Source organism: Ruegeria sp. HKCCD7628, assembly GCF_057221005.1.
This window is the reverse complement of sequence record NZ_JBWVBA010000003.1, coordinates 60,993-84,988: the sequence shown is the minus strand read 5'-3', so window position 1 is coordinate 84,988 and position 23,996 is coordinate 60,993. Positions and strand designations below refer to the sequence as shown.

The following is a 23,996-nucleotide window of genomic DNA, read 5'->3' as shown; positions in this document are numbered from 1 at the left end:
TTACACTCCGAATTTCTCGCGGCACAGGTCTTCGATCTGCCCCCACGTGGATTTGAATTCTGGCGTGTTTTCCGCTGCATAGTGGAAGTTTTTCATCAACCCTGTCAGCTGCGTGAAGACCTGCCGCACCTCGGCCTTATCTTTGAAATCGGCGGTGGATTGGGTCACGCCATAGACAAGCTTGAATGTCATCTTCTGCCGCTCCAGCGGGACGGTCGCGTCCACCTGATCGAATGCGTCCTGCTGCAGATAGACCATATCCACGAACAGCCCCTTTTGCTGGGTGACGAAGTCTTCGATCGTGACGCCCTCTTCGCCCGTCACCTGCATCATCTGGTCGACCTGTTCGCCCTTTTCGATAAGCGCCAGCAGATCGCGGACCTTGCCGGTCCAACCGGCTTCGGCGTTCTTGTCATACCAGTCCGATAGCTGATCCAGATAGCGCGACCAGCTGAGCATAGGGTCTACCGCCGGGTAGAATCGCTTGTAGGCACGCTCGGATGACAGGCCGAGGAAACACTTGACCGTGGACAAGGTCGACTGCGTGACTGGCTCGTCAAAATTGCCCCCGGCGGGGGACACGGTGCCAATCAGCGTCAGGCTGCCCAACGCGCCATCATTGGTCTTCATCGCACCCGCGCGCTCGTATAATCCCTTGATCGAGCTTTCTAGATAGGCGGGGAAGCCCTCTTCACCCGGAATTTCCTCAAGCTTGCCCGAGGTCTCGCGCATGGCCTGCGCCCATCGGCTGGTGCTGTCGGCAATCAGCAGCACGTCATAGCCCATCTGGCGGTAATATTCGCCCAGCGTGATGCCGGTGAAGATCGACGCCTCGCGCGCTGCAACCGGCATGGACGAGGTGTTGCAGATGATGATCGTCCGGTCCATCAGGCTGCCGCCCGAGGTCGGGTCAGTCATTTTGGGGAATTCTGCAATAGTTTCCACCACCTCGCCCGCGCGCTCGCCACAGGCTACAACGATCACGATATCGACCTTGGAGTTCCGCGCGATCAGGTTCTGCAGCACCGTTTTGCCCGCGCCAAACGGGCCGGGAATACAGGCCGTCCCACCGCGCGCGATGGGAAAAAACGTGTCGATCAGGCGTTGCGAGGTCAGTACCGGCTCGGTCGGGTAAAGACGTTCCGATAAGGCGCGTTTCAGGATGCTTTCTGGCAGCGCGCGTCGGACGGGCCATTTTTGCGACAGGGTCAGCGTGTGTTCGCCGCCCTGTTCATCCTCAAGCCGGGCCACGATGTCGTGAATGGTGGCAGCCCCTTTCTGAACCCAGACGACCTTGTAGTCGCCCACCCAGTTGAAGGGCAGCATGATCTTATGCTCGAACCGCCCCTCGGGCACCGTGCCGATGCTGTCGCCCGCCGTCACCGTGTCGCCCACCTTTACCGAAGGTGTGAACGACCATTTCGCCAGCGTATCCAGCGGGGCCACATCCGCGCCCCGTGGCAGGAAAGTACCAAACTCAGCGGCGACCTTGGGCAGGGGCGACTGCAACCCGTCAAACACCTGACCCAGCAGACCTGGCCCCAGTTCAACCGACAACAACTGGCCCGATTGCTCTACCGGATCGCCCACGGCCACGCCGTCGGTGCTTTCATAGACTTGCACATCCGCCGTGTCACCGCGCACGCGCAGCACTTCGGCTTTCAAACGCTCCTGACGGCCACCGGGGCCGGGGCGCGTGGGCAGGATGAAGACCACCTCGTTCTTGACCAATTGCCCCGGCGCGCCCGAGGCATCTGCGTTGGCCTGAATTTGCACCAGCCCCTCTTGCACCGAGACGACGCGGGCAGTGGCGGTTTGGGTGACGGGGGTTGGGGCGGTCATGCGTAGGCTCCCTCAAAGTCGATATCGGCGACGTCGGCCATTGCCTGTTGTGCCAGTTTTTCAAATCGCGTTGCCGCATCCTGCGCATTGCTTTGCGCCCAGCGGTCGAAAATATTCCAGATCAGAACGTAAATCGCTACGGCCTCGAAATCGAACAGATGGCGCGCGGCGTGGCGTTTCAGCTGCTTATGGCTAACCGAAAGCAGAAGCCTCTCCAGACCCAGCGGGTCCTCGGCCTCCAGCAGTTGCTGCGCTTCCTTGAGCCACGGCATCGAGCTCTCAAGCTTAAAGGTCGGATCACTCCAGTTTGCCGGGATGTGGCGGGCCCAGCGGCCCATGCCGAAGGTTCCGGCGGGCGAGCTGCCACCCTGTTTGCGAAGGCGCAATGCGGCTACGGCGGTGCGCAAATCCATCCGCTCCAGAAACAGCTTCTGCAGCGTCGGCTGCGGGATATCGCCCAGCGCGGCCTTGCACCGCTCGATGGCCTGCACGTCTGTCACGTCCATATCGTAATCGCCCCAGTTCAGGGCGTGCTCCAACACCCGCAGCACCTGCGCATCCTCAGGCGTCAACGCGCGCAGCCGCCGGTTTAGCCGTAAGCGCGAGATTGGGGGCTGTTTGGCGATAAACAACCGCTCTGAGCCGGGAAGGCTGCTGATTAGCGCGATATAGGCGTCGGGGTCCGACATGTTAGCGGATCACCCCTTCCAGCACGGCACGGAACCGGGGCTGCAGATGCTCCATCAACAACGAGGCCACGGCCTTGTCAGTCAGGTCCAGCACCACGCCCTGATCCTCGGCGCGCACCCGGATACCGTCCTGCGTGCTGTCTGCAGCGTGCAATTCCACCTGTTCGCGCAGCATGTCGGCGGTCAGGCCCAGCACATATTTCGTCAGCGTGCCCGACTGGATATCGTCAGCGTTTTGTTTGATATCCTCTTGCGTGGCCACTTTAGCAGGCAGGATCACCTGCACCTTACCGTCCAGCTTGGCCCCCTCCGTCGCGCGCCCGACGACTTCGAGGATCATCTGTTTCAGCATCTCGGGGTCGGCCATTTCCTTGGTGACAAGGCGTTCGACATCTTCGCGGAACCGATCGGTCAGACCCGCCTTCATGGTCAACACCGCATCACGCATGGCGGTGTTCAGCGCCTCTTCCCCGGCGGCGCGGTAATTGTCGGATTCGGTACGGGCCTTTTTCTGATACTCATCCGCTTCGCGCTTGGCATCGGCGAGTATCTTGGCCGCCTCGGCCTTGGCATCGTTGCGCAGCTTTTCCGCATCCGCCTGCCCCGCCGCCACACCATCGCTGCGCAGCTTGTCGATCAGCGCATCGACCCCGTGCGAGATCATCCCGTCCTGTGCCATCAGCTGATCCCCGCGCTAATGACCAACGCAAAGACAAAGGCGAAGACGCCAAAGCCTTCGATGATCGCCGCCGGAGCCAGCGACAGGCCGAAGATTTCCGGTTTCTCCTTGGTGGCATTGATCGCCGCCGCACAGGCCCGGCCCTGCCAGATGCCGCAATACATCAGCGCAATCCCCGACAGGATGCCGATGCCGAACAGCCCGCCCGCGTTTTCCGGTGTCACATCGCGGTTCAGCGTAAACATGATCACAATGCCATAAATCACCATGGTCGACGGAAAAGCCGAAACGCCGATGAACCGGCCATAGCCGCCCTCGGTCTCGGTCATCGCGCCGATACTGGCCTGCCCCGCAATGGCACAACCAATGGCGCTGGACGCCGCACCCAAAGCCATGGGCGCGTAGATTCCCAGCCAACCCAACGTCAATACAAGCTCATTCATTCCTGAACCTCCTTGCGGGCGAACGGGCGAAAGACGATGCCTTCATCCGGCAGACCCCATTTAAAGAATTCGATGTAATTCAGACGTAACCCGTGGACGACGCCACTCATCATCGCGAGGGCGAAATTGAGGAGATGCCCGGCGATCAGGATCAGCAGGCCGAACAGGATGCCCGGCCCTTTCAGCGCCTGCATCACCGAAACCGCCAGATCGTTGAACGTGATCGCCAGCGAGGCCGAGGCCAGACCAAGCGCGAACAGGCGCATATAGCTGAGCACATCGCCAAAGGCTCCCATCGCACCCGCCAGCCCCTGCAGCCCTTCGATCAGACGCCACAGCCAGTCGGTAGGTGTGGTGATCTGTCGCTCGCTGGTGAACAGCAGAATGGTCAGAAAACCGGCAACCATCAGGAAGGTTCCGGGCAGGGTCGCGCCGCCGTTCATGTAGGCCAACCACAGAACAAACCCGCCGATCAGCACCCCGATCCAGCCCAGATTGGCAATCGCCCTGCGCCGTCCCCACGCCGCGCGCGCGGCCAGTGCGTTGGCCAGCACCAGATGGAACACCCCCACCACGATCGAGATCATCATCATCGCGTTGAAGTTGTTCAGATCCAATATCTTGAGCCGCGCCCAGATCGACCCCTCCGCAGGGGACGCACCAAAATAGCTGCCGACCATGACCCCATAAATCACCGTCGCACCCGCGATGATCACACCATAGAGCCGCCACGACCGCTGCGCCGGGGTCTTGTCCATCTTTTTCCAGAAGGCCAGCAGACCCAGCAGGATCACCGCGCCATAACCCGCATCCGCCACGATCATTGCAAAGAAGATCGCAAATGAGGCCGCAACAATGATGCTTGGATCCCAATCCTTGTAGCCCGGTATCTGGTAAAACAGCGCCAGATCGACAGCCGCGCTGCGGTTTTCGGGCTGCTCCAGTAACGTCGGAGGGGCATCATCCGGCCCCGGTTCCTCGATCAGAACAGCGGAGTCTCGCACTTGCGCCATCTCCAGCACCGCATCCACACGATCTTCGGGCACCCAGCCCTGCAGGGCGAACATCGTGCCCTCGTCGCGGACCTTCTGCGTGGCGTGGGCCAGTTCCGCCGCGCTTTCCGCCGCCGACAGGTTGCGGCGCATCAGCGTCAGGTAGCGGGTTTGGGCGATGCGTTCGGCCTCCAGCGCCTCGATCGCAATCTCGGCCTCTTCCAGCTGCGCCTCAAGCTCATGGATCGGCAGCGACCCGGTATGAGTGCGCGGCACCGGCAGAATATCATCACCCGGATCCTCGGGCGCGATCAGCACGGCATAGATATAGCGGTGATCCTGTTCCAGAATGGCCCAGGGCAGTTTGACCTCGGACAACGCCTCGCGGTGTTTCACCGGCAGTTGGTAGAACCACAGCCGATTGCCCGCCAGCACATCATTGGGTGGAAAATCCAGATCACCCCACGGACGCACCTGCGCAATCCGATGCGCCAGAAAATCCCGCCGATCTGTTGCTTCTCGGGTGCGCTGCATCAGGTCAAGCACGTCGCGCACGAACTGGTCCATGTCGAAGGCCGGATCGCGCTGTATCTGGCGGCGCGGGTCGGCCACGTCGGTCAAAAAGCGCAGCGCCTTATAGGCGTCATGCGCGCCACGTTCGCTGACCTTTTCCGGCTCGGCGGGTGGAGGCGCTAGCGGCAGTACATGCATACAACCTAGCTCCTGCAACGCCTCTAACGTGTCGCCCTTATGCGCGGCCGGTCCGACGAGGGACAGTTTCTTCAGCCGTGCAACGCTCATGTCAGTGCCTCCTGCGCATGTTTGCGTTTGGAGATCTTCGAGCGCACAACCGATTGCATCTGTTCATCGCTCAGATAGATGCGGATCTTCTTGATATTGGCCTTGGCGCGCGGGATCAGAACCTTCTCGAACAGGTTCACCCGCTGCGTGATCGTGGCCACGGCCTTATCGAAGATGCGCACCCGTTCCTCGGCGACCTTCACACGCAGCCGCGCCTCGATCATGTCGTGCAACAGGCTGGAGGTAGCATCGACCCAATGGGGTTTGGCCAACAGCGAATAGGGTCGCACGGCAACTTCGATCCGGTCCAGATCGGGCATCTTGACGCCGACCACGTTGACCTCTTTCAACTGGTAATCCTTCAACTCGACCAACCCGTCCAGGTCGACCCCCTGCTGTGCCAGCATCGGCAGCTTTTCCCCGACCTGCTGCGCCAGATCATGCACCTCTCGCTGAAGGCGTTGGACATCTTCGCGTGCTTTGGCACGTTCCGCCATCAACTGCTGGCGTTTGAGGTCCAGCGACGGCAGGAACCGCTCGTAGCTTTTCAGCTGGGTCTGCTGGCGGGCCAGCGACGATTTATTCAGCTGCAACCGCGCCATCGGTATCCTTTGGGAAATACTTGTCGACCAAGGCCTGCTTCATCAGCAACTGCTCGGGTTGGAAACACTCGGCCAGCGTCTGCCACCCCAGATCCAGCGCCTCCTCAAGCGGGATCGAAACGTTGATATCCATGAACCGCGCCCGGAACAGCGCGCCGAATTTCAGCAACTGATGATCGTAATCCGACAGATCAAAGGCCATCGCCTGTTTCTGCGCTGCATCGCGGCTTTCGGAGTAAAACCGGATCATCGTGTTCATGATCTGCCCGTGATCTTCACGCGTGGTTTTTCCGATCACGTTCTGCTTGAGGCGCGAGAGACTGCCGAACGGGTCAATCACCCCCGAATGCAGGTAAAACTGCCCCTCGGTGATATAGCCCGTGTTGTCCGGCACCGGGTGGGTCACATCATTGCCCGGCATTGTCGTCACGGTCAGCACCGTGACCGAACCGCCCTTGGCGTAATCGCACGCCTTCTCATACCGCCGCGCCAGCTGGGAATAGAGATCACCCATATATCCCCGCTGCGAAGGCACGCGTTCCTGGCTGATGCCCACCTCTTTCATCGCATCGGCATAGGCGGTCATGTCGGTCAGCAGAACCAGCACCCGCTTGCCTTCCTCTACCGCGAATTTCTCGGCCACCGCCAGCGCCATATCCGGCACCAGTAGCCGTTCCACCAGCGGGTCCATCGCTTGATTGACGAACATCACCGTGCGCGAGAACACGCCCGCATCCTCGAACGACGTCCGGAACGTGTGATAGTCGTCAAAGATCAGCCCTAGCCCACCAAAGACAACGATATCAGCATCCGCCTGAATGCCGATCCGGCTGAGAAAGGCATTGAACGGCTCGCCCGAGACCGAAAAGATCGGGATTTTCTGGCTTTCCACCAACGTGTTGAACACGTCGATCATCGGGACATCGGTGCGGATCATCTTGTTGGGCACTGCACGTTCCGAAGGGTTCACCGTCGGCCCGCCAATCTCGATCCGCGGCTCGGACGAAAGGTCCGGCCCACCGTCGATTGCCACCCCTGCCCCGTCAAAAACACGGCCCAGAATATTCGCCGAGTACGGCGTCTGCATCGGATGACCCAGAAAAGTGGCTGTCGCCTCGGTCGAGATACCCTTGGTGCCCGAGAACACCTGCAGCGTCACCACATCCCGGTCGATGAAAATCGCCTGCGCCAGCGTTTTGTGTCCGTCGATGGTTTCGATCACCGCCAGATCGTTGAACCGCACAGCGGCGTCAGCCGACCCGTCCAGCGGCACCCGAACCTTGATCGTGTCGCCGACAATTTCCAGAACGCGTGTGTACTTCAAAAGACTTTGGGACATGAAACATCCTCAGTCATAAAAATAAAATTTGTCGCCCGGGCGCGCACCGCTTCGGGGCTTGTACGTGGAAGCAGCTTACTAAGAATCAAAAACTTGGCAAGGATAGATGCCGATCAACGAATGAGTTACCCGACAAGACGCGCGAATCCGTCCGTCAAAGGCCCTCATCATCAAAAAGCGCATGTTTTTAAGGCTGTAAGGTGACCAATCTCATTTACTAAAAATTTAGTTTGACACATATGCAAAAAATCGCTGATGCTGAGCGCTATCCGGTCCGCACCGGATCACATAATCTTTGGGAGGAGACAGATGCGGAGACATCTACTTTGCGCAGTGGCGGCGGCGGCCGTCATTGCGGGCCACGGCTCTGCTTGGGCCGACGAAGCCGCAGCAACACGTTGGATCGACGACGAATTCCAGCCATCGACCCTGTCGAAAGACGAACAGATGGGCGAGATGAAGTGGTTCATCGAAGCTGCACAACCCTATGCCGGGATGGAAATCAACGTTCTGTCCGAAGGCATCCCCACGCACTCGTATGAATCCGAGGTTCTGACCAAGGCATTCGAGGAAATCACCGGCATCAAGGTCAACCACCAGATCCTGGGCGAAGGCGAAGTGGTTCAAGCTGTTCAGACGCAGATGCAGACGGGCCGGAACCTGTATGACGGCTATGTCAACGACAGTGACCTGATCGGTACACACTCGCGCCTGCAACTGGCCTATAACCTGACCGAACAGATGGCAGGTGACTGGGCGGCGACCACATCGCCGACGCTGGATCTGGATGACTTCATGGGCATTCAGTTCACCACTGGCCCGGACGGAAACCTGTATCAGTTGCCCGACCAGCAGTTCGCGAACCTCTATTGGTTCCGCAAGGACTGGTTCGATGATGAGGCCAACAAGGCCGAATTTAAAGAGAAGTATGGCTATGACCTTGGTGTTCCTGTCAACTGGTCAGCCTATGAGGACATCGCCGAGTTCTTCACTAATGACGTGAAAGAAATCGACGGTGTCGCAATCTATGGCCACATGGATTACGGCAAGCGCGCGCCGGACCTGGGCTGGCGTATGACCGACGCTTGGCTGTCGATGGCCGGTGCCGGTGACGTGGGCGAGCCGAACGGTGTTCCGGTCGACGAATGGGGCATCCGCATGGAAGCGGGCACCTGTAACCCCGTTGGCGCGTCTGTGTCGCGCGGTGGTGCTGCAAACGGTCCGGCTGCGGTCTATGCGATCCGCAAATGGGACGAATGGCTGCGGAACTATGCGCCTCCGGGTTCGGCGTCTTATGACTTCTACCAGTCGCTGCCGGCGCTCAGCCAAGGCAACGTGGCCCAGCAGATCTTCTGGTACACCGCCTTTACCGCCGACATGGTCAAGCCGAAGTCCGAAGGCAACAACACCGTGGATGACGAAGGCACGCCGCTGTGGCGGATGGCGCCCAGCCCGCATGGCCCCTACTGGGAAGAAGGTCAGAAGGTTGGTTATCAGGACGTGGGCTCCTGGACGTTCCTCAAGTCGACCCCCTCGGATCGTGCCCAGGCCGCGTGGCTTTACGCTCAGTTCGTGACGTCCAAGACTGTCGATGTGAAGAAGTCCCACGTGGGTCTGACCTTCATCCGCGACAGCTCGGTCAACCACGAGTCCTTCACCGAACGCGCACCCAAGCTGGGTGGTCTGGTCGAGTTCTACCGCTCGCCCGATCGTGTGGCATGGTCGCCGACCGGCATCAATGTTCCGGACTATCCGAAGCTGGCCCAGATCTGGTGGCAGCAGATCGGTGACGTGAACTCGGGCGCCTTCACCCCGCAAGAGGCGATGGATCGTCTGGCCGAGGAAATGGACATCACCATGGCCCGGATGCAGGCCGCGGATGAGGCAGCCAACGTCTATGGCGGCTGTGGGCCCCGCCTGAACGATCCCCAGGATCCTGCCTTCTGGCTGGAAAAAGCCGGTTCGCCCAAGGCCAAGTTGGACAACGAAAAGCCGCAGGGCCAGACCGTCAACTATGACGAGCTGGTTGCGCGCTGGCAGGCCAACTAAGCCAATGCAACCGGGGGTGCCGTGCGCGGCATCCCCACCCCACGACCAGTGCGCCGCACTGAAGGACCGGAACCCACGGACATGATCGAACTTCAAGACGCCACCAAGCGGGTTGGCAACGTTATTCATATCAAGCCTACCAACCTGAAGCTGCAGACAGGCCATTTCAATGTGCTGCTGGGCGCTACGGGATCGGGCAAGACCTCTCTGATCAAGATGATGGCCGGGCTGGATCCGATGGCCTCGGGCAAAGTGCTGATGGATGGGCAGGACGTGACCCGGCTGAACACGCAAAAGCGACAGATCAGCCTGGTACACCAGTTCTTTGTGAACTACCCGCATATGACTGTTTTTGACAATATCGCCTCGCCCCTGCGCGTGGCGGGCATGGCGCAATCTGAGATCGAAGGCCGCGTGGAAGAGGCCGCCGACCTGCTGCAGTTGCGCCCCATGCTGCACCGCCGCCCGCATGAGCTGTCGGGTGGTCAGCAACAGCGTACAGCTCTCGCCCGCGCGATTGCCAAGGAAAGCCGCGCGGTGTTTCTGGACGAGCCGCTGGCAAACCTCGACTACAAACTGCGCGAGGAACTGCGCGAACAACTGCCCGATCTGTTCGCAGGGCGCGGCGCCGTGGTGGTCTATGCCACCTCGGAACCCGAAGAGGCGCTGCTGCTGGGTGGCTACACCGCCCTGATGGAGGATGGCCGCGTGACGCAGTTCGGCCCCACAGCAGATATCTATCGCAATCCTGAAAACATTGCCGCCGCGCGTGTGTTCTCGGACCCGCCGATCAACGTGGCCCACATCACCGTGTCCGGCGCTCAAGCGCAACTGGCAGGTGGCGGAGGCTGGGCCGTCTCGGACATGGCCGATGGAGACTACATGGTCGCCGTGCGCCCGCACCGGGTGACGCCGTTCCGCACATCGGATGCGGATGTTGAACTGACGGGCCGGGTCATTGTGACCGAGCTGTCGGGATCAGATTCCAGCGCGCATTTCCGCCATGGATCGGATGATTGGGTTTCGCTGGCGGCGGGGGTGCATCCCTACCAAGTTGGCGAAGATCACAGTTTCTACATGAACCCGGCGCATTGCCGGTATTTCGGCCAAGACGGCAAAAGGGTGGCCTGACATGGCACAGATCAAACTTTCGAACCTGCGACACAGCTATATGCCCTCGCCGAAAGGCCCCGAAGATTATGCGCTGAAGGAAATCGACGTCACATGGCGTGATGGTGGAGCCTATGCACTACTGGGGCCGTCGGGCTGCGGCAAGTCCACCTTGCTCAACATCATCTCGGGCCTGCTGACCCCGTCCGAGGGGCAGATTCTGTTCGACGGTCAGGATGTGACCGCCCTGCCCCCCGACCAGCGCAACATCGCGCAGGTGTTCCAGTTCCCGGTGATCTACGACACGATGACCGTGGGCGAAAACCTGGCCTTTCCGTTGAAAAACCGAGGCGTTGACCCGGCAACGATCAAGCGCCGCGTCGATGAGATCGCCGAAATGCTGGATGTCACGGATATGCTGAGCACCCGCGCCAGCGGCCTCAGCCCGGACAACAAACAGAAGATCTCGATGGGGCGCGGGCTGGTCCGCGACGATGTGAACGCGGTGATGTTTGACGAGCCGCTGACCGTGATTGACCCGCATCTGAAATGGAAACTGCGGTCCAAGCTGAAAGAGCTGCACCAGCGGGTCAAAGCCACGATGATCTATGTGACCCATGACCAGACCGAGGCCCTTACTTTCGCCGACGAAGTCGTTGTCATGCAAGAAGGCGAAGTGGTGCAGATCGGCACGCCGGTTGAACTCTTCGAGCGCCCGCAGCATACGTTTGTGGGTCACTTTATCGGCTCCCCCGGCATGAACGTCCTACCCTGCGAAGCCAAAGGCGACCGCGCAGTGTTCGAGGGCCATGAGGTGATGCTGGAAGGCCCCATCCACGGCGACGGAGGCCGCACCGATCTGGGTATCCGCCCCGAATATGTGGGCTTTGGAGATACGGGCATCCCGGCGCATGTGACCAAGGTCTCGGATATTGGTCGCCATTACGTGGTCAGCGCCATGGTCGGAAATACCGCCCTGAAAGCCGTGACCGAACACAGTGTGCCCGAGCCCGGATCACAGGTCTTCCTACAATTCAAACCTGAACAATCCCGCGTCTACCGTGACGGCTGGATCGCAACCGAGGAGCGCAGCTGATGAGAACGGAAAACCAAAAAGCGTGGTTCTTTGTCCTGCCGGTGCTGGCGCTGGTCGCGTTCAACGCGCTGGTGCCGATGATGACGGTGGTCAACTACTCGGTGCAGGAAACCTTTGGCAACAACCAGTTCTTCTGGGAAGGACTGGGCTGGTTCGAACAAATCCTGCGCTCAGATCGGTTCCAAGCGGCCCTCGGTCGGCAGTTCCTCTTTACCTTCCTGATCCTGCTGATCGAGGTGCCTCTGGGCATTATCGTGGCCCTTTCGATGCCCCGCAAAGGGTTCTGGGTGCCAGTCTGTCTGGTGCTGATGGCCCTGCCGATGCTGATCCCATGGAACGTGGTGGGCTCGATGTGGAACATCTTCACCCTGCCGAAAATCGGCCTGATGGGGTATTTCCTGAATGACGTTCTGGGCATCAACTATGACATGACGCAGCAGCCGCTGTCGGCCTGGATCACGGTCATTGTCATGGATGTCTGGCACTGGACCTCGCTGGTCGTCCTGCTGTGCTATGCCGGCCTCGTGTCGATCCCAGATGCCTATTATCAAGCGGCCAAGATCGACGGAGCCAGCCCGTGGTCGGTGTTCCGCTACATCCAGCTGCCGAAGATGAAAACCGTCCTGACCATCGCCGTTCTGCTGCGGTTCATGGACAGTTTCAACATCTATACCGAGCCCTTCGTTCTGACCGGCGGTGGCCCCGGCAACTCAACCACCTTGCTGTCGATCGACCTTGTGAAGATCGCGCTGGGACAGTTCGACCTTGGCCCTGCGGCGGCAATGAGCCTGATCTATTTCGCCATCACGCTGCTTGTGTCGTGGGTCTTCTACACTCTGATGACAAAGGATGACGCAGAATGAAAAAGCGCTCCATCATCCCGATTCTCTATGTCGCGTTCCTGATGCTGCCGATCTATTGGCTGGTCGCGATGTCCTTCAAGACCACGAACGAGATCCTGTCGGGCTTTTCCCTTTTTCCCCAGACTTTTACGCTGGAGAATTACATTACCATCTTCACCGATCCGACGTGGTATTGGGGCTATATCAACTCGATCGTCTATGTGACGCTGAACACGGTGCTGTCGGTCTGTGTGGCCCTGCCTGCGGCCTATGCGTTCTCGCGTTATCGGTTTCTGGGCGACAAGCAGCTATTCTTTTGGCTGCTGACCAACCGGATGGCCCCGGCCGCCGTGTTCGCGCTGCCGTTCTTTCAGCTCTATTCCTCGATCGGGCTGTTTGACACCCATCTGGCCGTGGCGCTGGCGCATACGCTGTTCAACGTCCCGTTGGCGGTCTGGATTCTGGAAGGCTTCATGCGCGGCATCCCCAAGGAACTGGACGAAACCGCTTATGTCGACGGCTATTCCTTCCCGCGCTTCTTCGTGACGATCTTCCTGCCCAACATCAAAGCGGGCGTGGGTGTCGCGGCGTTCTTCTGCTTCATGTTCTCGTGGGTGGAAATGCTGCTGGCTAAAACGCTCACAGCGGTCGAGGCGAAACCTATCGCCGCCGTGATGACCCGTACCGCCTCCAGCGCAGGGTACGAATTGGGCCTTCTGGCTGCGGCCGGTACGCTCACCATCATACCCGGTGCCATCGTCATCTGGTTTGTCCGCAACTACATCGCGCGTGGGTTCGCGATGGGCCGTGTGTGAGGTTCGATATGCGTAAACTACTTCTCACCCTCTCCTTCCTGCCGTCGATGGCGGCGGCCCAACAGGCGGGCTGGGGCAGTGTCGGCCAGCAAGAGGAAAAAGGGTTTTCCTGGACCGATCCCTTGTGGCCCGATTTCTGGATGGCCTGGACGCCCGCAACGCTGGCGCTGTTCGTCGGCATCTTTTCGGCCATCGCCCTGATTGGCGTGCTCGAAGGGTTCAAGTTCCGCGACGGGATCGAACGGCGCGGCGTGCTGGGCCTGACGACCACCCTAGGCGACCGGCTGTTCATCACCCTGCTGGGATCGGCCTATATCTTCCTCGCTTGGCTTGGGATCGTCGGTCAGCCCGTCTGGACCCCGCTATTCCTGTCGATCGGCTGGGGGATTTTCGTCTTCTGGAAAGTTTGAGCTTTGCGAAACAGCGAAAGGATGCTTGTCTGTCAGGCATACTAAAAAATGCGACACGAAAGACCGATGCGAAAGAAAAAGACAACAAACCTTCTGACCGAGGTAGAGCTGGAGTTCATGAATGAGCTCTGGGCACTTGGTCAGGGCTCGGTCCGTGACGTGCTTGATCGTCTGCCACCAGAACGCAATCTGGCCTATACCTCTGGCGCAACCATCCTGCGGATTCTCGACGAGAAAGGCTTTGTCGAAAGCCGCAAGGACGGCAAGACGCTGATCTATACGCCGCTGCTGGAGAAGGACAAGTATCAGGCACGGTCGTTGCAGAACCTCTCGCGTACATTGTTCGATGACACGCCTGCCTCGCTGGTGGCGCGTCTGGTTGACGATGCGGGCCTGAGCGAAGCCGATCTGGAGGATATTCGGGCACTGGTAGAGAGGAGACTGCAAAATGACAGCGGTTAAACCGGTTCTCGACGTATATCTGGAATTAAACATCGTGCTGGGTCTTGCTGCCCTGATTTGGATGGCCGCCCGGGTGGCTCTGACCAAAACTCCGATGCAATATGGATTTGTTGCGCAGTTGAGGGCGCTCAAAGCGTTGTGCCTGTGCGTTTTGATCAGCCCAGTGTTGGCTGTGGGTATAGGCGCGCTTGCGGCGCAAACGTCGTCTAACGGGACAGTCGCAATAGGCGACATCGCCGTAGCGGCCTACTTGCGCGGAGAAATCGCAATGCCTGCAACCCAGTTTGAAGCGCTTCTGAACACGCGTGAACGCTGGGTCGAAATATTGCTCTCGGGCGCCTATCCATTGGTGTCTGCTGCTCTGTCCCTTTTGGCGGTTATGGCGGTTGTCTATCTATTGCGGGCCGTCCGCGATGGGATAGCGATCCGCCAAACTATTCAAAACAGCTTTCTTTGGCGTCGCTCGGCCAAAGTAGACATTCGTCTGTCGGACCGGATTACCGTGCCCTTTGCGGTTCGCGGCCTGTTCCGCCGTCATGTCGTTTTGCCCAGCCACCTGCTGGACACCCCGCGCGAGCTGCGATTTGCCCTTGCGCATGAGCTGCAGCACGTGCGCGCCGGCGATGTGGAATGGGAATTGGGTTTTGAACTGCTTCGCCCCCTGCTGTTCTGGAATCCAGCCTATATTGCGCTGAAATATCAATTCGACCGCTTGCGCGAACTGGCTTGTGACCAGTCGGTGGTCTCCCGCAGGGGTATCGACGCGCGCGACTATACGAACTGCCTGCTGGACTACTGCGCCAAAACGATCAGCCGCGGCAGCCCGCGTGTTCTGAACGTCGCGCTTGTGACCGGTGGAAAAGCCAAGCGAGTCCTGCGCCAACGTGTATTGGCCCTGACCGAGGCCCCGTCGGTGCAATCCACGGCACCGGTCGTTTTCCTTGTCCTAACGCTGACATTCGCTGCCGTTCTGGGCTTGGGCGCTGCTTCTGTCCAGCAGACCGAAGACTGGAGCCACGACCGGCTTATGCTGTCCACGGTCGTCAATCTGGAGCGTCTTGAGGCCCGCAACGCTGGCAACTGATCCGGGGGGGCTACCACCCCCGGCGGCCAAACAGGGCCTGCAGGCGGTTCTGCCCTGCAAAAGGATCAACACGCTGTGGCGCTTTCAGGCCGGACACAACGCGGCGCACAAGCACCCAACAGACCAAAGCGAATATGACCCCACCAAAGGCTTGGCCCAACAACACTCCCGGTGCTCCGGCAACATATGCGCCCGCGACTGCAAACGGCCACGTCCCCAGTGTATGCCGTCCCCAATTCACCCAAGTGGAATAAATAGGGTGCCCCAGATTGTTAAAGCTGGCATTGGAGACAAAGATCACGCCGTTGAAAAACGACGCCAGCGCCAACGGCCCACAAAACAAGTAGATCAAAGACCGCGTCTCTTCTTGCGCTTGAAACAGATCGGCGATGGGCGCGCGCAGCACGAACAAAACTGCGGCCATCAACAGGACGTAGACGCCGGTAAATTTCACCCCTGCCAGAAAAGTTTCCTTGACGCGATCGTACTGCCCGGCCCCAAAATTCTGACCGACGATTGGACCAATGGCCCCCGACAACGCAAACACGACTGAAAACGCAACCGGCATCAGCCGCGCGATGATTGCCATGCCCGCCACGGCATCTGTTCCGAATTGAGCGACTTCGCGTATGACAATGGCGTTGCCCACCGGTGTTGCGATATTGGTCAGCACCGCAGGAACGGCGATACCACGCACCGCCTGGAAATCCTGGGCGACTTGCCGCATCGAAGGCCGCGCAAAAGCGCGGTGTACCCTGATCGCCGGCCCAAGCGCAAAAACCAACATACAGAGACGGGCGATCACCGACGCAATAGCCGCACCGTCCAGTCCCAACCCGACAGCAAAGATCAGAATCGGATCCAGCACGGCATTTGCTACTCCGCCATAAATCGTCGCCATCATGGAACGACGCGCATCTCCATGGGCACGCAGAACAGCCATACCCGCCATTGCCAAAGCCATGACCCACATCGTTGGCAGAATTATCGAAACATAGCGTGCAGCCAGCCGTAGGACCTCGCCCTCTGCCCCCAGCAGTGAGAGGAAAAAGCTGAGATTGAACAGGACAATTCCGGATACCAGAATCCCGAACACGACCCCCAGCATGGCGACGCTGGTGGCGTAATGGCGGGCACGATCGCCCCCCCCGCCACCAAGTTCGCGAGCGACAAGCGCCCCGGCCGCGATGGACAGGCCCACGTTGACGGAATTGGTGAAGAACAACAGCGTTCCCGCATATCCCACCGCCGCAGCCAAAGCATCATTCCCGAGCATCGCGATGAAAACCATATCCACAAAATCGACCGCGAAAATGGCCATCAAGCCAATACTTGTGGTCAAGGACATGCGTGTCACATGCCGCATGAGGCTGCCTGTCAAAAAGACCGCCCGACCGGACGCTTGATTTGCCATTGGATTTCCCGCCCCCATTTGTTGTCATACAGAGACAACGCACAACCGATCTGAGCAACCCGAAAATGGCCGTTGCACCGCTGAAAACAGTGCCCGTTAACTCCGTGCGATCAAATGGTCGGCCAGACGCAGCGATAATTGCACAATGGTGAAAGTGGGGTTCGCCTGTCCACATGTCGGAAATACACCAGAACCCGCGACGTAGAGATTAGTGGCTCCATGCACTTTGCAATCAGAGTCCACTACCCCGGTTTCAGCCGTCGCAGACATCCGCGCCCCGCCCATGTGATGGTTTGAATAGCCCAGCCCGATCTCTTCAACTGGCGCTAAGTCCCAAAGCTCAGGCACCATCCGCATCCGCCCCAGTCCATTGCGGATCAGGAACTTAGCCGCCTCACCTGCCGAACCGCGCATAGTTTCGATGTCTTTGTCAGTGAATTGCAGATCAAGCCCAACAACATTCAGCCCAAAGCGATCACGTTGTTCGGTCAAAACGATACGGCTGTCCATATTGGGCCGTTGTTCGCCCGTCACGAAACAATCACCCGTAAAAAAATAGTCCTGATCGTAGGTCAGCCCCTTGATGAATTCAGAATCCCCTACCAGCGCTTTGGCAATCGGACGCTGTTTCAGACGCTCCAGCCTGACGCTGGAATTCAACCAGCCATTTGCCATCATTGTCTCTTGGCTGGGACTTAACATCAGTTCCGGAACCGAGCGACGCAGAAGGCGTTCGAACTCCCATGACGCTGAATGAGAGTATAGGCGCTTGGTGATAAAGTAGGCACCAAACACGACAATCGGGTGCTCCATGAAACAGCGACCGACCATGTCATTCTGATTGCCAAACCGGTTGTTTTCCTGCGCATTCAAATGCAGCAACATACGGCTGTTTTCAACGCCACCCATCGCCAGCACGAAGGTGTCTGCCTGAACTTTTCCTTCACCTTCAGCATAGTTTCGAACATGTGCTTGAGTGACGTTGCCGCTGTCGCCATCAACTGTGAAGCCCACGACGTTGGCATTCAGGACCAGATCAATGTTCTCCGAAGTCTCCAGATCCGACAAGTATTTGGTTCCAAAGCGGGCTGCTTCGTCATCACGCACGTCATAAAACTCGCGATCCGAACTGAACCTTTGCTCGACGATGTCGATTTGTCCGGTTTCGTCTGCTGGTTTGCGAAGTCGAGGGCCGAATTTACCCGTGCCCAACATACGTTCTGCGCCCGCCTGATAAGGCTGCAGGTCATCAAAGCCGATAGGCCAACCACTCAGTGGCACATCTTCACGAGGCAAAAAGTCAAAGGGATCAAGCATAGGGCAACGGCCATACCATGCAGACGTCGACCCACCCAAGGCCCGCATGCGCGTGGCAGAAAGAGATCCGTACTCAACGCCCAGATCCTGACCTTCGTAAAGGTCTTGCGACTCTGACTCGATGTCCCTGTCACCGGCCTCTAGTACAAGCACCCGTTTGCCCGCCTCGGCCATTTTTAATGCCAGCGACAAACCCGCCGGCCCCGAACCTATGACACAGCAATCATACGTCCCGTCGAGGTTTGGAATTTCGGAACGCGCATCAAGGATCACGACGCTTCTCCTGCGCCGGGGTCACTTTCATCCAGCAGCCATCCGTCGACCAGAGTCAGTCGCGGCTCTGGCACCTGTGGAAGAGGATTGTCTTTAAGTTTCATCAAGCCGATCCGCGCGACTGGCACCACCGCAACCGCAGAAAGAAGCATCGCAAGGACCCGCCGACGGCTGGAAAATAGATTCATTTCAGTCACCGCAAACTAGAAAACTCATTCACACTACGAAGACCTGACACGGGTAAAGCAAACACCCGAGGGCCACATGTCATCAATGCTAGGCGGAACACACCAGAATTTCAAATATTTCAATACTACACCGGATTGGGCGATGTTCCGGAGGGCGCGCATATCTGGGAAATCTGTTCTTACGTAGGCAAAAAGCCGGTGGGCGTGCCTGCCGTTAAGCCTGATTTCGGCGCACATCCGAAACCGACTTTTGCAGTGCCACGATCAGTGCATCGCGTTCTCGCGACAGGGCCGCAGGCGGCATTCCCTGTGTTTGCGCTTTGATCCCTGCGGTCAGCTGGTGCCTTACATCATCTGTCAAATAGACCTGACCCAGATCATCCCACCACCCGTTGAAGGTCTGGGAAAAATGATCGCAAAACGCGTCCAACCCACCATCGCCTGCGCCAAGGTTGAACAGCATTGTCGGCCCCATCGCCGCCCATCGCAGGCCCGGCCCGGCCCAAACAGCTTTGTCCACATCCTCGACCGACGCGACGCCCGATATCACAAGATGGATAGCCTCGCGCCACAAAGCCGCCTGCAGGCGATTGGCGACGTGACCCGGGACTTCCTTGTTCAGGCGAATGGTGGTCTTACCCAAACTCTCGTAAAACCGCTGGGCGGTTTCGACCACTCCCGATGTCGTCCTGTCATTTCCCAGTACCTCGACCAAGGGGATCAAGTGCGGAGGATTGAACGGATGCCCCAAAACAAACCGAGAGGGATCTCTCCAGCCAGATTGCATCTGGCTTAACGTCAAACCGGACGCAGAGCTGGCAACGATTGCATGCGCTGAAAGCGAAGGTTCAATACTGGCAAAGGTCGCGTGTTTGACCTCTAGCCTTTCGGGGACGTTTTCCTGAATAAAATCTGCTCCTTCAACGGCTGCTGCCGGGTCTGTGCAAAAGGTGATCGCGTCAGGCCCGCCGGTTTCGGTCAAGCCAAGCGCAGCCAGCGTCGGCCACGCCTCTTCGATATAGGCGCGTACCTTGCTTTCGACATCCGGGGCGGGATCATACATCGCGACCGAGCGGCCAGAGGCCAGAAAAAGCGCCGCCCAACTGGCACCGATGACGCCACCGCCAAGACAAGCCGTATGTTTAACATCCATCAAAACAGCCCCGGATTGAGTGGGGAGGCAGCGGTCATGCCGCCGTCCACCGTGAACAATTGCCCTGTTGCGAACCCGGCCTCGTCCGAGGCCAGCCAAAGGGCCATGGATGCGATATCTTCGGGTTTGCCAAAACGGCGCATCGCGTGCCGGGCCAGCGCATCTTTTCGCGCGGCATCCGGGTCGCTAGCCAAGTCGAAACCGGCGTCGAGCATTCCTGTCTCGATCCATCCCGGGCAAATCGCGTTACAGCGAATGCGCGGGCCGTGATCCACAGCAATGGACCGTGTCAACCCATGCACAAATGCCTTGGACGCATTGTACAGCGCCATAGACGGATCAGCGACATGGCCAGAAATAGAACCAATATTGATAATCGAACCGCCCTCGGGCATGCGGGGGATGTAAGCGCGGCAGAGATTGAACACGCCCCGGCAATTTGTCCCTATGACCGCCTCCCAATCCGCGTCCGTACTGTCCGCGACAGTCTTTTCCACCTGCACACCGGCGTTATTGACCAGAATATCCGTACCGTCGGTTGTGAAGGCCAGTTCCGCAACCGCAGCAGCATCGGTTACGTCCAGCGTGTACCAAATCACGTCCTTGCCCAGATCTGTCGGACGAGAACCGCGACCACACGTGGTGACAGCTGCGCCTTCGCGTACAAACGCCTCGACGATCCCGCGCCCGATACCCTGCCGACCGCCTGTCACCAGCGCCCTCTTACCAGCCAAACGCATCACTATTCTCCTGACCTGTTTTGCAAGGCGGCGTCTATCCCTGCCGCAACCCCGCTTGTCGACGGCATGCCCGGTTCGTCCCTAAGATCAGGGTCCGTCATAACTTCATCTGCTGGACCTGAGCGCTCAAGCCCCCGTCCAAGACCCAAAGCTGTCCGCTGGCGTAACGCGCCTCGTCCGAGGCCAGCCAATTCACGAGGTTTGCGATATCATCAGGTGTGCCGTAGGTCCGCATCGGGTGGACGTCGCGAACCGCCTGCTGCAACTGCTCGATCGACTTGCCACCTCCGCCTGAACCGTCACCCGAGAAAAAGCTTTGCAACATCGGAGTGTCGACATAGCCCGGGCAAATCGCGTTCACGCGAATGCCTTCAGGGCCGTGATCGCAGGCCATGGCCCTAGTCAACGCATGAACCGCGCCTTTGGTCGCACAATAAGCAGCCAGACCGGGGTCGGCGATAAAGCCGTCATAGCTGCCGAAGTTGATGATAGACGCCGTGGTTCCCTGTGCTGCCTTACGCATCAGCGGCAGCGCGTGTTTCGATGTCAAAAATGTCCCGGTGACATTGACCGCAAACGACAGGTTCCATTCTTCCAGTGTCGTTTCCTCGATCGTCTTTTCAATCTCAATCCCTGCCGCGTTGACCAGAATGCCCAACTGTCCAGATTCTGCCCGGACCTTGTGCATCGCCGCGACCGCGTCAGCCTCTTGCGTGACGTCGAGTTTTACGAAGATGCTGCCATCTTCATTATGTTCCGCCAGCGACCCCTCGGGTGAAAGATCCGCAGCGTAAACGCGGGCCCCTTCGCGCAGGAAACGCGAAACGATGGCGCGTCCGATTCCCCCGCGTCCACCGGTGACCAAAGCGGTTTTGCCTTTCAGCATCATTCACTGTTCTCCTTTCGGGGCGGGTACCGATATCTTGCGGCGGCCGCAGTCCAATCCATATGATTACGGACGTATTCCTGCGTCGCGTCGCGCCGAGGCATATAGTCCCACGCTTCGCCGGCACCGGCCTCCATTGCGGCGTGTAGGGCACGTCGCGATTTCTGGGTCGCGATCACATCCTTACGCAACGCCTCGCTGTCCCAGCGATGGGCGATCCCGGCCGCAAAAGCCCTGGCTTGTTTGATGTAGGCAGGGTCATTCGCGACGTTCGTCCGTTCACCGGGATCCTGTTCCAAATCATACAACTGCGGCGGATCGGGGTCACAATGAATGTACTTGAGCGCCCCCCGACGGATCATGAATACAGGATAGGGCGTCATCTCGGCGCAGTACTCGCCGATGGCCTCATCCACCGTGTCGACCTGCCCCTGCGCCAGAGGCATCAACGATCGGCCATCAATCGGTTCGCCCAGAATGGCATCTGTTCCACCGGCAATATCAATGAAGGTCGGCAACAGATCCACCAGCGAGCACGCACTCGCGGCCGCCCCGCAAGCGATCTCTGGCCCAGCCATGATCAGCGGCACCCGTGCCGAGTGTTCAAAGAAGTTCATCTTGTACCAAAGCCCGCGCTCGCCCAGCATGTCACCGTGGTCTGCGGTGACGATGACGATTGTGTTGCCGCGTTCTCCGATATCTTCCAGCGCCTTGATGATGGCACCGACTTTACTGTCGAAATAGCTCACATTTGCCAGATACGCGCGGCGTGCACGACGAACTTCCTCATCACTCAACGGCACATAGCTTGCTTCGATCCCGTCCATCACGCGGCGTGAGTACGGATCCTGCTCCTCTGGTGTAAGCGTGTAATCCGGCATCGGAACGTCCAGGTCCGAGTACAAGTTCCACCATTCGGGTTTTGCCACATAGGGATCGTGCGGGTGGATGAAACTTGCGACCATGCAAAACGGCGCGGCATCCCCCGCGGCCCGATCCCTGCCCCGATCAATCAGCCATCGACGAGCTGCAAATTCGACCTCGTCATCATAGTCTGTCTGGAAGGTTGCGATGGCCACGCCGCTTTCTTTGACGGTTTGCATGTTGTGGTACCATTTGTCGATCCGTTCATCCGGAGCCTCCCAATCCGGGGTCCAGGCGAAATCAGCCGGATAGATATCGGTCGTCACCCGATCCTCGAACCCGTGTTTCTGGTCGGGGCCGACAAAGTGCATTTTACCGGACAGGCAAGTCCGATATCCCAGCGCCTTTAGGTAATGCGCAAAGGTGGGGACCGAAGCTTTGAACTCGCTGGCATTGTCATAGGCTGCAATCCGGCTGATCAGTTGTCCCGACATAAATGCGAACCGCGACGGCGCGCACAGCGGAGAATTGCAATACGCCGCATCGAACCGCATCCCCCGAGCCGCCAACGCATCAATATGAGGTGTCTTCACCGTCGGATGGCCATAAGCGCCGCAAAAATGCGGTGCAAGCTGATCGGCCATGATGACGACGATATTGGGCCGCCTCACGGCGCAACCTTTTTATAAGCGTCCAGCACAAGACCATGAAAATGGTGAACCGCATGCTCGGACTTGCCCGATCCGCTAGGGTCGTGAACGATCCGCCCCTGCGAGAAAGCCGGGGTATTCATGCCGCGCTGCACACTTTCAACAATATCTATGTCTTCGCGCTGCAGTACTTCGTCAAGATAGCGGATCGCTTCAAGCTCCATATCGTCAGGCTCAGGAGTTTCCAAAAAGAAGTCATAGGTTTCCAGCGTGCGATCAGGGCCTACCGGGATAACGTTCAAGACAATCATCGACGATCTTCCCGGATAGCGCATCAGGCAGGTCGTGGGCCACAACCACCAGACCGCATGCGTACGAACGGTCGCGTTGGACACGTCATAGGCCGAGTTTGCGCCCTTGCCCGCCTCTGCCATATGGCTGGAATAGATCCCGTAGGTCGTGACCTTGTAGGTGTCCATGTCGACCAGGTCACAGAAATCTTTGTGTGCAGTCGGACAATGATAACACTCAAGAAAGTTGTCGACGACATTCTTCCAGTTCGACTTGATGTCATAGGTCAGTCGATGACCAAAAGTCAGATTATCGATATCGGGCGCCCAATGGCGGATTTCAGTCTGCAGATCGCCAGAGACCTCGGATAACGGGCGCGCCCCGGGGTCGAGGTTCACAAAGATAAAACCGGCGAACTCTTCCACTCCAACTTGGTCCAGGCAGATATCCGCAGTATCGAAACCTGTCAGGCTTTCGGTCTCGGGCGCCCGAACAAGCTGACCGTCCAGTTTATAGACCCATGCATGATATGGGCACATGATGCGCGTCGTTTCGCCTTCGCCGGTTAACAAGTGATGCGCCCGGTGTTTGCAGACGTTATAAAACGCACGCAATACCCCCTGACGATCCCGAACCACCGCAATCGGTCGGCCTGCAATCTCAGTCGTCAAATAAGATCCCGGTCGACGCAGCTTTTCGACATGACACACCCATTGCCATGTCTTCGCAAGAATCGCTGCCACATCTGCCTGGTACCAACGAGGATCCACATAGGCGTCAGCTTTGAGCGAGCTTGAGTTGAACGGATCGGGGCTAAAGCCTTCACAAATCGTATCAAATTGCGCTTTTGAGGGTAGCTCGCTCATCGTTCTCTCCGCGAAATCGGGCCGTAAATTGGCCCGCCAATTGGGTCATCAGGCTCATGATCCGTGGAAAAAACACTTTTTCCTTAACTTTTTTTGCCA

General features: G+C 58.6%; 23 protein-coding genes. 8 read left to right on the top strand and 15 right to left on the bottom strand.

Features of this window, described 5'->3' with window-relative positions:
* The 7 genes from AC2TAD_RS08870 to AC2TAD_RS08840 are packed head-to-tail and all read right to left on the bottom strand — an operon-like array spanning position 1 to position 7,387.
* A complete protein-coding gene (locus AC2TAD_RS08870) occupies positions 1-1,842 on the bottom strand; it encodes a V-type ATP synthase subunit A (protein ID WP_480867221.1) in 1,842 nt (613 codons plus the stop codon).
* Positions 1,839-2,531 carry a hypothetical protein gene (locus tag AC2TAD_RS08865; RefSeq protein WP_480867220.1) on the bottom strand — a complete coding sequence of 231 codons (693 nt, stop codon included), beginning with the start codon at positions 2,529-2,531 and terminating at the stop codon, positions 1,839-1,841. The genes AC2TAD_RS08870 and AC2TAD_RS08865 overlap by 4 nt, the downstream gene beginning before the upstream one ends.
* Before the next feature lies 1 nt (position 2,532).
* Entirely contained in the window at positions 2,533-3,210 is a 678-nt protein-coding gene (locus AC2TAD_RS08860; RefSeq protein WP_480867218.1) for a hypothetical protein, read from the bottom strand.
* Positions 3,210-3,653, bottom strand: coding sequence for an ATP synthase subunit C (locus tag AC2TAD_RS08855; RefSeq protein WP_170352721.1), 444 nt, complete (start codon positions 3,651-3,653; stop codon positions 3,210-3,212). The genes AC2TAD_RS08860 and AC2TAD_RS08855 overlap by 1 nt, the downstream gene beginning before the upstream one ends.
* The gene (locus tag AC2TAD_RS08850; RefSeq protein ID WP_480867216.1) at positions 3,650-5,446 is read right to left on the bottom strand and encodes a V-type ATP synthase subunit I; all 1,797 of its coding nucleotides are present in this window, start codon (positions 5,444-5,446) and stop codon (positions 3,650-3,652) included. Before AC2TAD_RS08850 ends, AC2TAD_RS08855 begins: the two co-directional genes overlap by 4 nt.
* Positions 5,443-6,048: a V-type ATP synthase subunit D gene (locus tag AC2TAD_RS08845; protein ID WP_170352719.1), complete on the bottom strand. Its 606-nt coding sequence runs from the start codon at positions 6,046-6,048 to the stop codon at positions 5,443-5,445. The genes AC2TAD_RS08850 and AC2TAD_RS08845 overlap by 4 nt, the downstream gene beginning before the upstream one ends.
* Positions 6,026-7,387 carry a V-type ATP synthase subunit B gene (locus AC2TAD_RS08840; protein WP_480867214.1) on the bottom strand — a complete coding sequence of 454 codons (1,362 nt, stop codon included), beginning with the start codon at positions 7,385-7,387 and terminating at the stop codon, positions 6,026-6,028. The genes AC2TAD_RS08845 and AC2TAD_RS08840 overlap by 23 nt, the downstream gene beginning before the upstream one ends.
* A 309-nt stretch (positions 7,388-7,696) precedes the next feature.
* On the opposite strand from AC2TAD_RS08840, the gene AC2TAD_RS08835 reads away from it, so the two are divergent.
* From AC2TAD_RS08835 to AC2TAD_RS08800, 8 genes are all read left to right on the top strand, one after another.
* Positions 7,697-9,436, top strand: a complete 1,740-nt coding sequence (locus AC2TAD_RS08835; protein ID WP_480867212.1) for an ABC transporter substrate-binding protein — start codon at positions 7,697-7,699, stop codon at positions 9,434-9,436.
* 81 nt (positions 9,437-9,517) lie between these two features.
* Positions 9,518-10,567, top strand: a complete 1,050-nt coding sequence (locus tag AC2TAD_RS08830; RefSeq protein WP_480867210.1) for an ABC transporter ATP-binding protein — start codon at positions 9,518-9,520, stop codon at positions 10,565-10,567.
* A gap of 1 nt (position 10,568) precedes the next feature.
* The gene (locus AC2TAD_RS08825) at positions 10,569-11,642 is read left to right on the top strand and encodes an ABC transporter ATP-binding protein (protein ID WP_480867209.1); all 1,074 of its coding nucleotides are present in this window, start codon (positions 10,569-10,571) and stop codon (positions 11,640-11,642) included.
* Positions 11,642-12,505: a carbohydrate ABC transporter permease gene (locus AC2TAD_RS08820; protein WP_170724206.1), complete on the top strand. Its 864-nt coding sequence runs from the start codon at positions 11,642-11,644 to the stop codon at positions 12,503-12,505. Before AC2TAD_RS08825 ends, AC2TAD_RS08820 begins: the two co-directional genes overlap by 1 nt.
* Positions 12,502-13,299, top strand: coding sequence for a carbohydrate ABC transporter permease (locus AC2TAD_RS08815; protein ID WP_170750514.1), 798 nt, complete (start codon positions 12,502-12,504; stop codon positions 13,297-13,299). The genes AC2TAD_RS08820 and AC2TAD_RS08815 overlap by 4 nt, the downstream gene beginning before the upstream one ends.
* An 8-nt stretch (positions 13,300-13,307) precedes the next feature.
* A complete protein-coding gene (locus AC2TAD_RS08810; protein WP_480867207.1) occupies positions 13,308-13,709 on the top strand; it encodes a DUF2160 domain-containing protein in 402 nt (133 codons plus the stop codon).
* 66 nt (positions 13,710-13,775) lie between these two features.
* Entirely contained in the window at positions 13,776-14,171 is a 396-nt protein-coding gene (locus tag AC2TAD_RS08805) for a BlaI/MecI/CopY family transcriptional regulator (RefSeq protein ID WP_170352711.1), read from the top strand.
* Positions 14,158-15,255 (top strand): M56 family metallopeptidase, encoded by a 1,098-nt coding sequence (locus AC2TAD_RS08800; protein WP_170750512.1) that lies wholly within the window; start codon positions 14,158-14,160, stop codon positions 15,253-15,255. The genes AC2TAD_RS08805 and AC2TAD_RS08800 overlap by 14 nt, the downstream gene beginning before the upstream one ends.
* Positions 15,256-15,265: 10 nt before the next feature.
* On the opposite strand, the gene AC2TAD_RS08795 is transcribed toward AC2TAD_RS08800, so the two are convergent.
* The 8 genes from AC2TAD_RS08795 to AC2TAD_RS08760 form a co-directional block, all read right to left on the bottom strand.
* The gene (locus AC2TAD_RS08795; RefSeq protein WP_480867205.1) at positions 15,266-16,603 is read right to left on the bottom strand and encodes an MATE family efflux transporter; all 1,338 of its coding nucleotides are present in this window, start codon (positions 16,601-16,603) and stop codon (positions 15,266-15,268) included.
* Positions 16,604-16,765: 162 nt separating this feature from the next.
* Positions 16,766-18,259, bottom strand: a complete 1,494-nt coding sequence (locus AC2TAD_RS08790; protein ID WP_480867204.1) for a GMC oxidoreductase — start codon at positions 18,257-18,259, stop codon at positions 16,766-16,768.
* On the bottom strand, positions 18,256-18,447 hold the full coding sequence (locus AC2TAD_RS08785) for a hypothetical protein (RefSeq protein ID WP_170352707.1): 192 nt from the start codon (positions 18,445-18,447) through the stop codon (positions 18,256-18,258). Before AC2TAD_RS08785 ends, AC2TAD_RS08790 begins: the two co-directional genes overlap by 4 nt.
* 214 nt (positions 18,448-18,661) lie before the next feature.
* Complete coding sequence (locus AC2TAD_RS08780; RefSeq protein WP_480867203.1) at positions 18,662-19,600, bottom strand: 3-hydroxyacyl-CoA dehydrogenase NAD-binding domain-containing protein; 939 nt, start codon at positions 19,598-19,600, stop codon at positions 18,662-18,664.
* The gene (locus AC2TAD_RS08775) at positions 19,600-20,340 is read right to left on the bottom strand and encodes an SDR family NAD(P)-dependent oxidoreductase (protein ID WP_480867202.1); all 741 of its coding nucleotides are present in this window, start codon (positions 20,338-20,340) and stop codon (positions 19,600-19,602) included. Before AC2TAD_RS08775 ends, AC2TAD_RS08780 begins: the two co-directional genes overlap by 1 nt.
* Positions 20,341-20,437: 97 nt before the next feature.
* Positions 20,438-21,229 carry an SDR family NAD(P)-dependent oxidoreductase gene (locus tag AC2TAD_RS08770; protein ID WP_480867201.1) on the bottom strand — a complete coding sequence of 264 codons (792 nt, stop codon included), beginning with the start codon at positions 21,227-21,229 and terminating at the stop codon, positions 20,438-20,440.
* Positions 21,226-22,761 (bottom strand): choline-sulfatase, encoded by a 1,536-nt coding sequence (betC, locus tag AC2TAD_RS08765; RefSeq protein WP_480867199.1) that lies wholly within the window; start codon positions 22,759-22,761, stop codon positions 21,226-21,228. Before betC ends, AC2TAD_RS08770 begins: the two co-directional genes overlap by 4 nt.
* Entirely contained in the window at positions 22,758-23,897 is a 1,140-nt protein-coding gene (locus AC2TAD_RS08760) for an aromatic ring-hydroxylating oxygenase subunit alpha (protein ID WP_480867197.1), read from the bottom strand. Before AC2TAD_RS08760 ends, betC begins: the two co-directional genes overlap by 4 nt.
* Between the last annotated feature and the right edge of the window lie 99 nt (positions 23,898-23,996).

Bases quoted from the DNA above. Each gene is read 5' to 3' on its own strand.
- AC2TAD_RS08870 (WP_480867221.1), bottom strand. From the start codon at position 1,842: ATGACCGCCCCAACCCCCGTCACCCAAACCGCCACTGCCCGCGTCGTC.
- AC2TAD_RS08865 (WP_480867220.1), bottom strand. From the start codon at position 2,531: ATGTCGGACCCCGACGCCTATATCGCGCTAATCAGCAGCCTTCCCGGC.
- AC2TAD_RS08860 (WP_480867218.1), bottom strand. From the start codon at position 3,210: ATGGCACAGGACGGGATGATCTCGCACGGGGTCGATGCGCTGATCGAC.
- AC2TAD_RS08855 (WP_170352721.1), bottom strand. From the start codon at position 3,653: ATGAATGAGCTTGTATTGACGTTGGGTTGGCTGGGAATCTACGCGCCC.
- AC2TAD_RS08850 (WP_480867216.1), bottom strand. From the start codon at position 5,446: ATGAGCGTTGCACGGCTGAAGAAACTGTCCCTCGTCGGACCGGCCGCG.
- AC2TAD_RS08845 (WP_170352719.1), bottom strand. From the start codon at position 6,048: ATGGCGCGGTTGCAGCTGAATAAATCGTCGCTGGCCCGCCAGCAGACC.
- AC2TAD_RS08840 (WP_480867214.1), bottom strand. From the start codon at position 7,387: ATGTCCCAAAGTCTTTTGAAGTACACACGCGTTCTGGAAATTGTCGGC.
- AC2TAD_RS08835 (WP_480867212.1), top strand. From the start codon at position 7,697: ATGCGGAGACATCTACTTTGCGCAGTGGCGGCGGCGGCCGTCATTGCG.
- AC2TAD_RS08830 (WP_480867210.1), top strand. From the start codon at position 9,518: ATGATCGAACTTCAAGACGCCACCAAGCGGGTTGGCAACGTTATTCAT.
- AC2TAD_RS08825 (WP_480867209.1), top strand. From the start codon at position 10,569: ATGGCACAGATCAAACTTTCGAACCTGCGACACAGCTATATGCCCTCG.
- AC2TAD_RS08820 (WP_170724206.1), top strand. From the start codon at position 11,642: ATGAGAACGGAAAACCAAAAAGCGTGGTTCTTTGTCCTGCCGGTGCTG.
- AC2TAD_RS08815 (WP_170750514.1), top strand. From the start codon at position 12,502: ATGAAAAAGCGCTCCATCATCCCGATTCTCTATGTCGCGTTCCTGATG.
- AC2TAD_RS08810 (WP_480867207.1), top strand. From the start codon at position 13,308: ATGCGTAAACTACTTCTCACCCTCTCCTTCCTGCCGTCGATGGCGGCG.
- AC2TAD_RS08805 (WP_170352711.1), top strand. From the start codon at position 13,776: ATGCGAAAGAAAAAGACAACAAACCTTCTGACCGAGGTAGAGCTGGAG.
- AC2TAD_RS08800 (WP_170750512.1), top strand. From the start codon at position 14,158: ATGACAGCGGTTAAACCGGTTCTCGACGTATATCTGGAATTAAACATC.
- AC2TAD_RS08795 (WP_480867205.1), bottom strand. From the start codon at position 16,603: ATGTCCTTGACCACAAGTATTGGCTTGATGGCCATTTTCGCGGTCGAT.
- AC2TAD_RS08785 (WP_170352707.1), bottom strand. From the start codon at position 18,447: ATGAATCTATTTTCCAGCCGTCGGCGGGTCCTTGCGATGCTTCTTTCT.
- AC2TAD_RS08780 (WP_480867203.1), bottom strand. From the start codon at position 19,600: ATGGATGTTAAACATACGGCTTGTCTTGGCGGTGGCGTCATCGGTGCC.
- AC2TAD_RS08775 (WP_480867202.1), bottom strand. From the start codon at position 20,340: ATGCGTTTGGCTGGTAAGAGGGCGCTGGTGACAGGCGGTCGGCAGGGT.
- AC2TAD_RS08770 (WP_480867201.1), bottom strand. From the start codon at position 21,229: ATGATGCTGAAAGGCAAAACCGCTTTGGTCACCGGTGGACGCGGGGGA.
- AC2TAD_RS08760 (WP_480867197.1), bottom strand. From the start codon at position 23,897: ATGAGCGAGCTACCCTCAAAAGCGCAATTTGATACGATTTGTGAAGGC.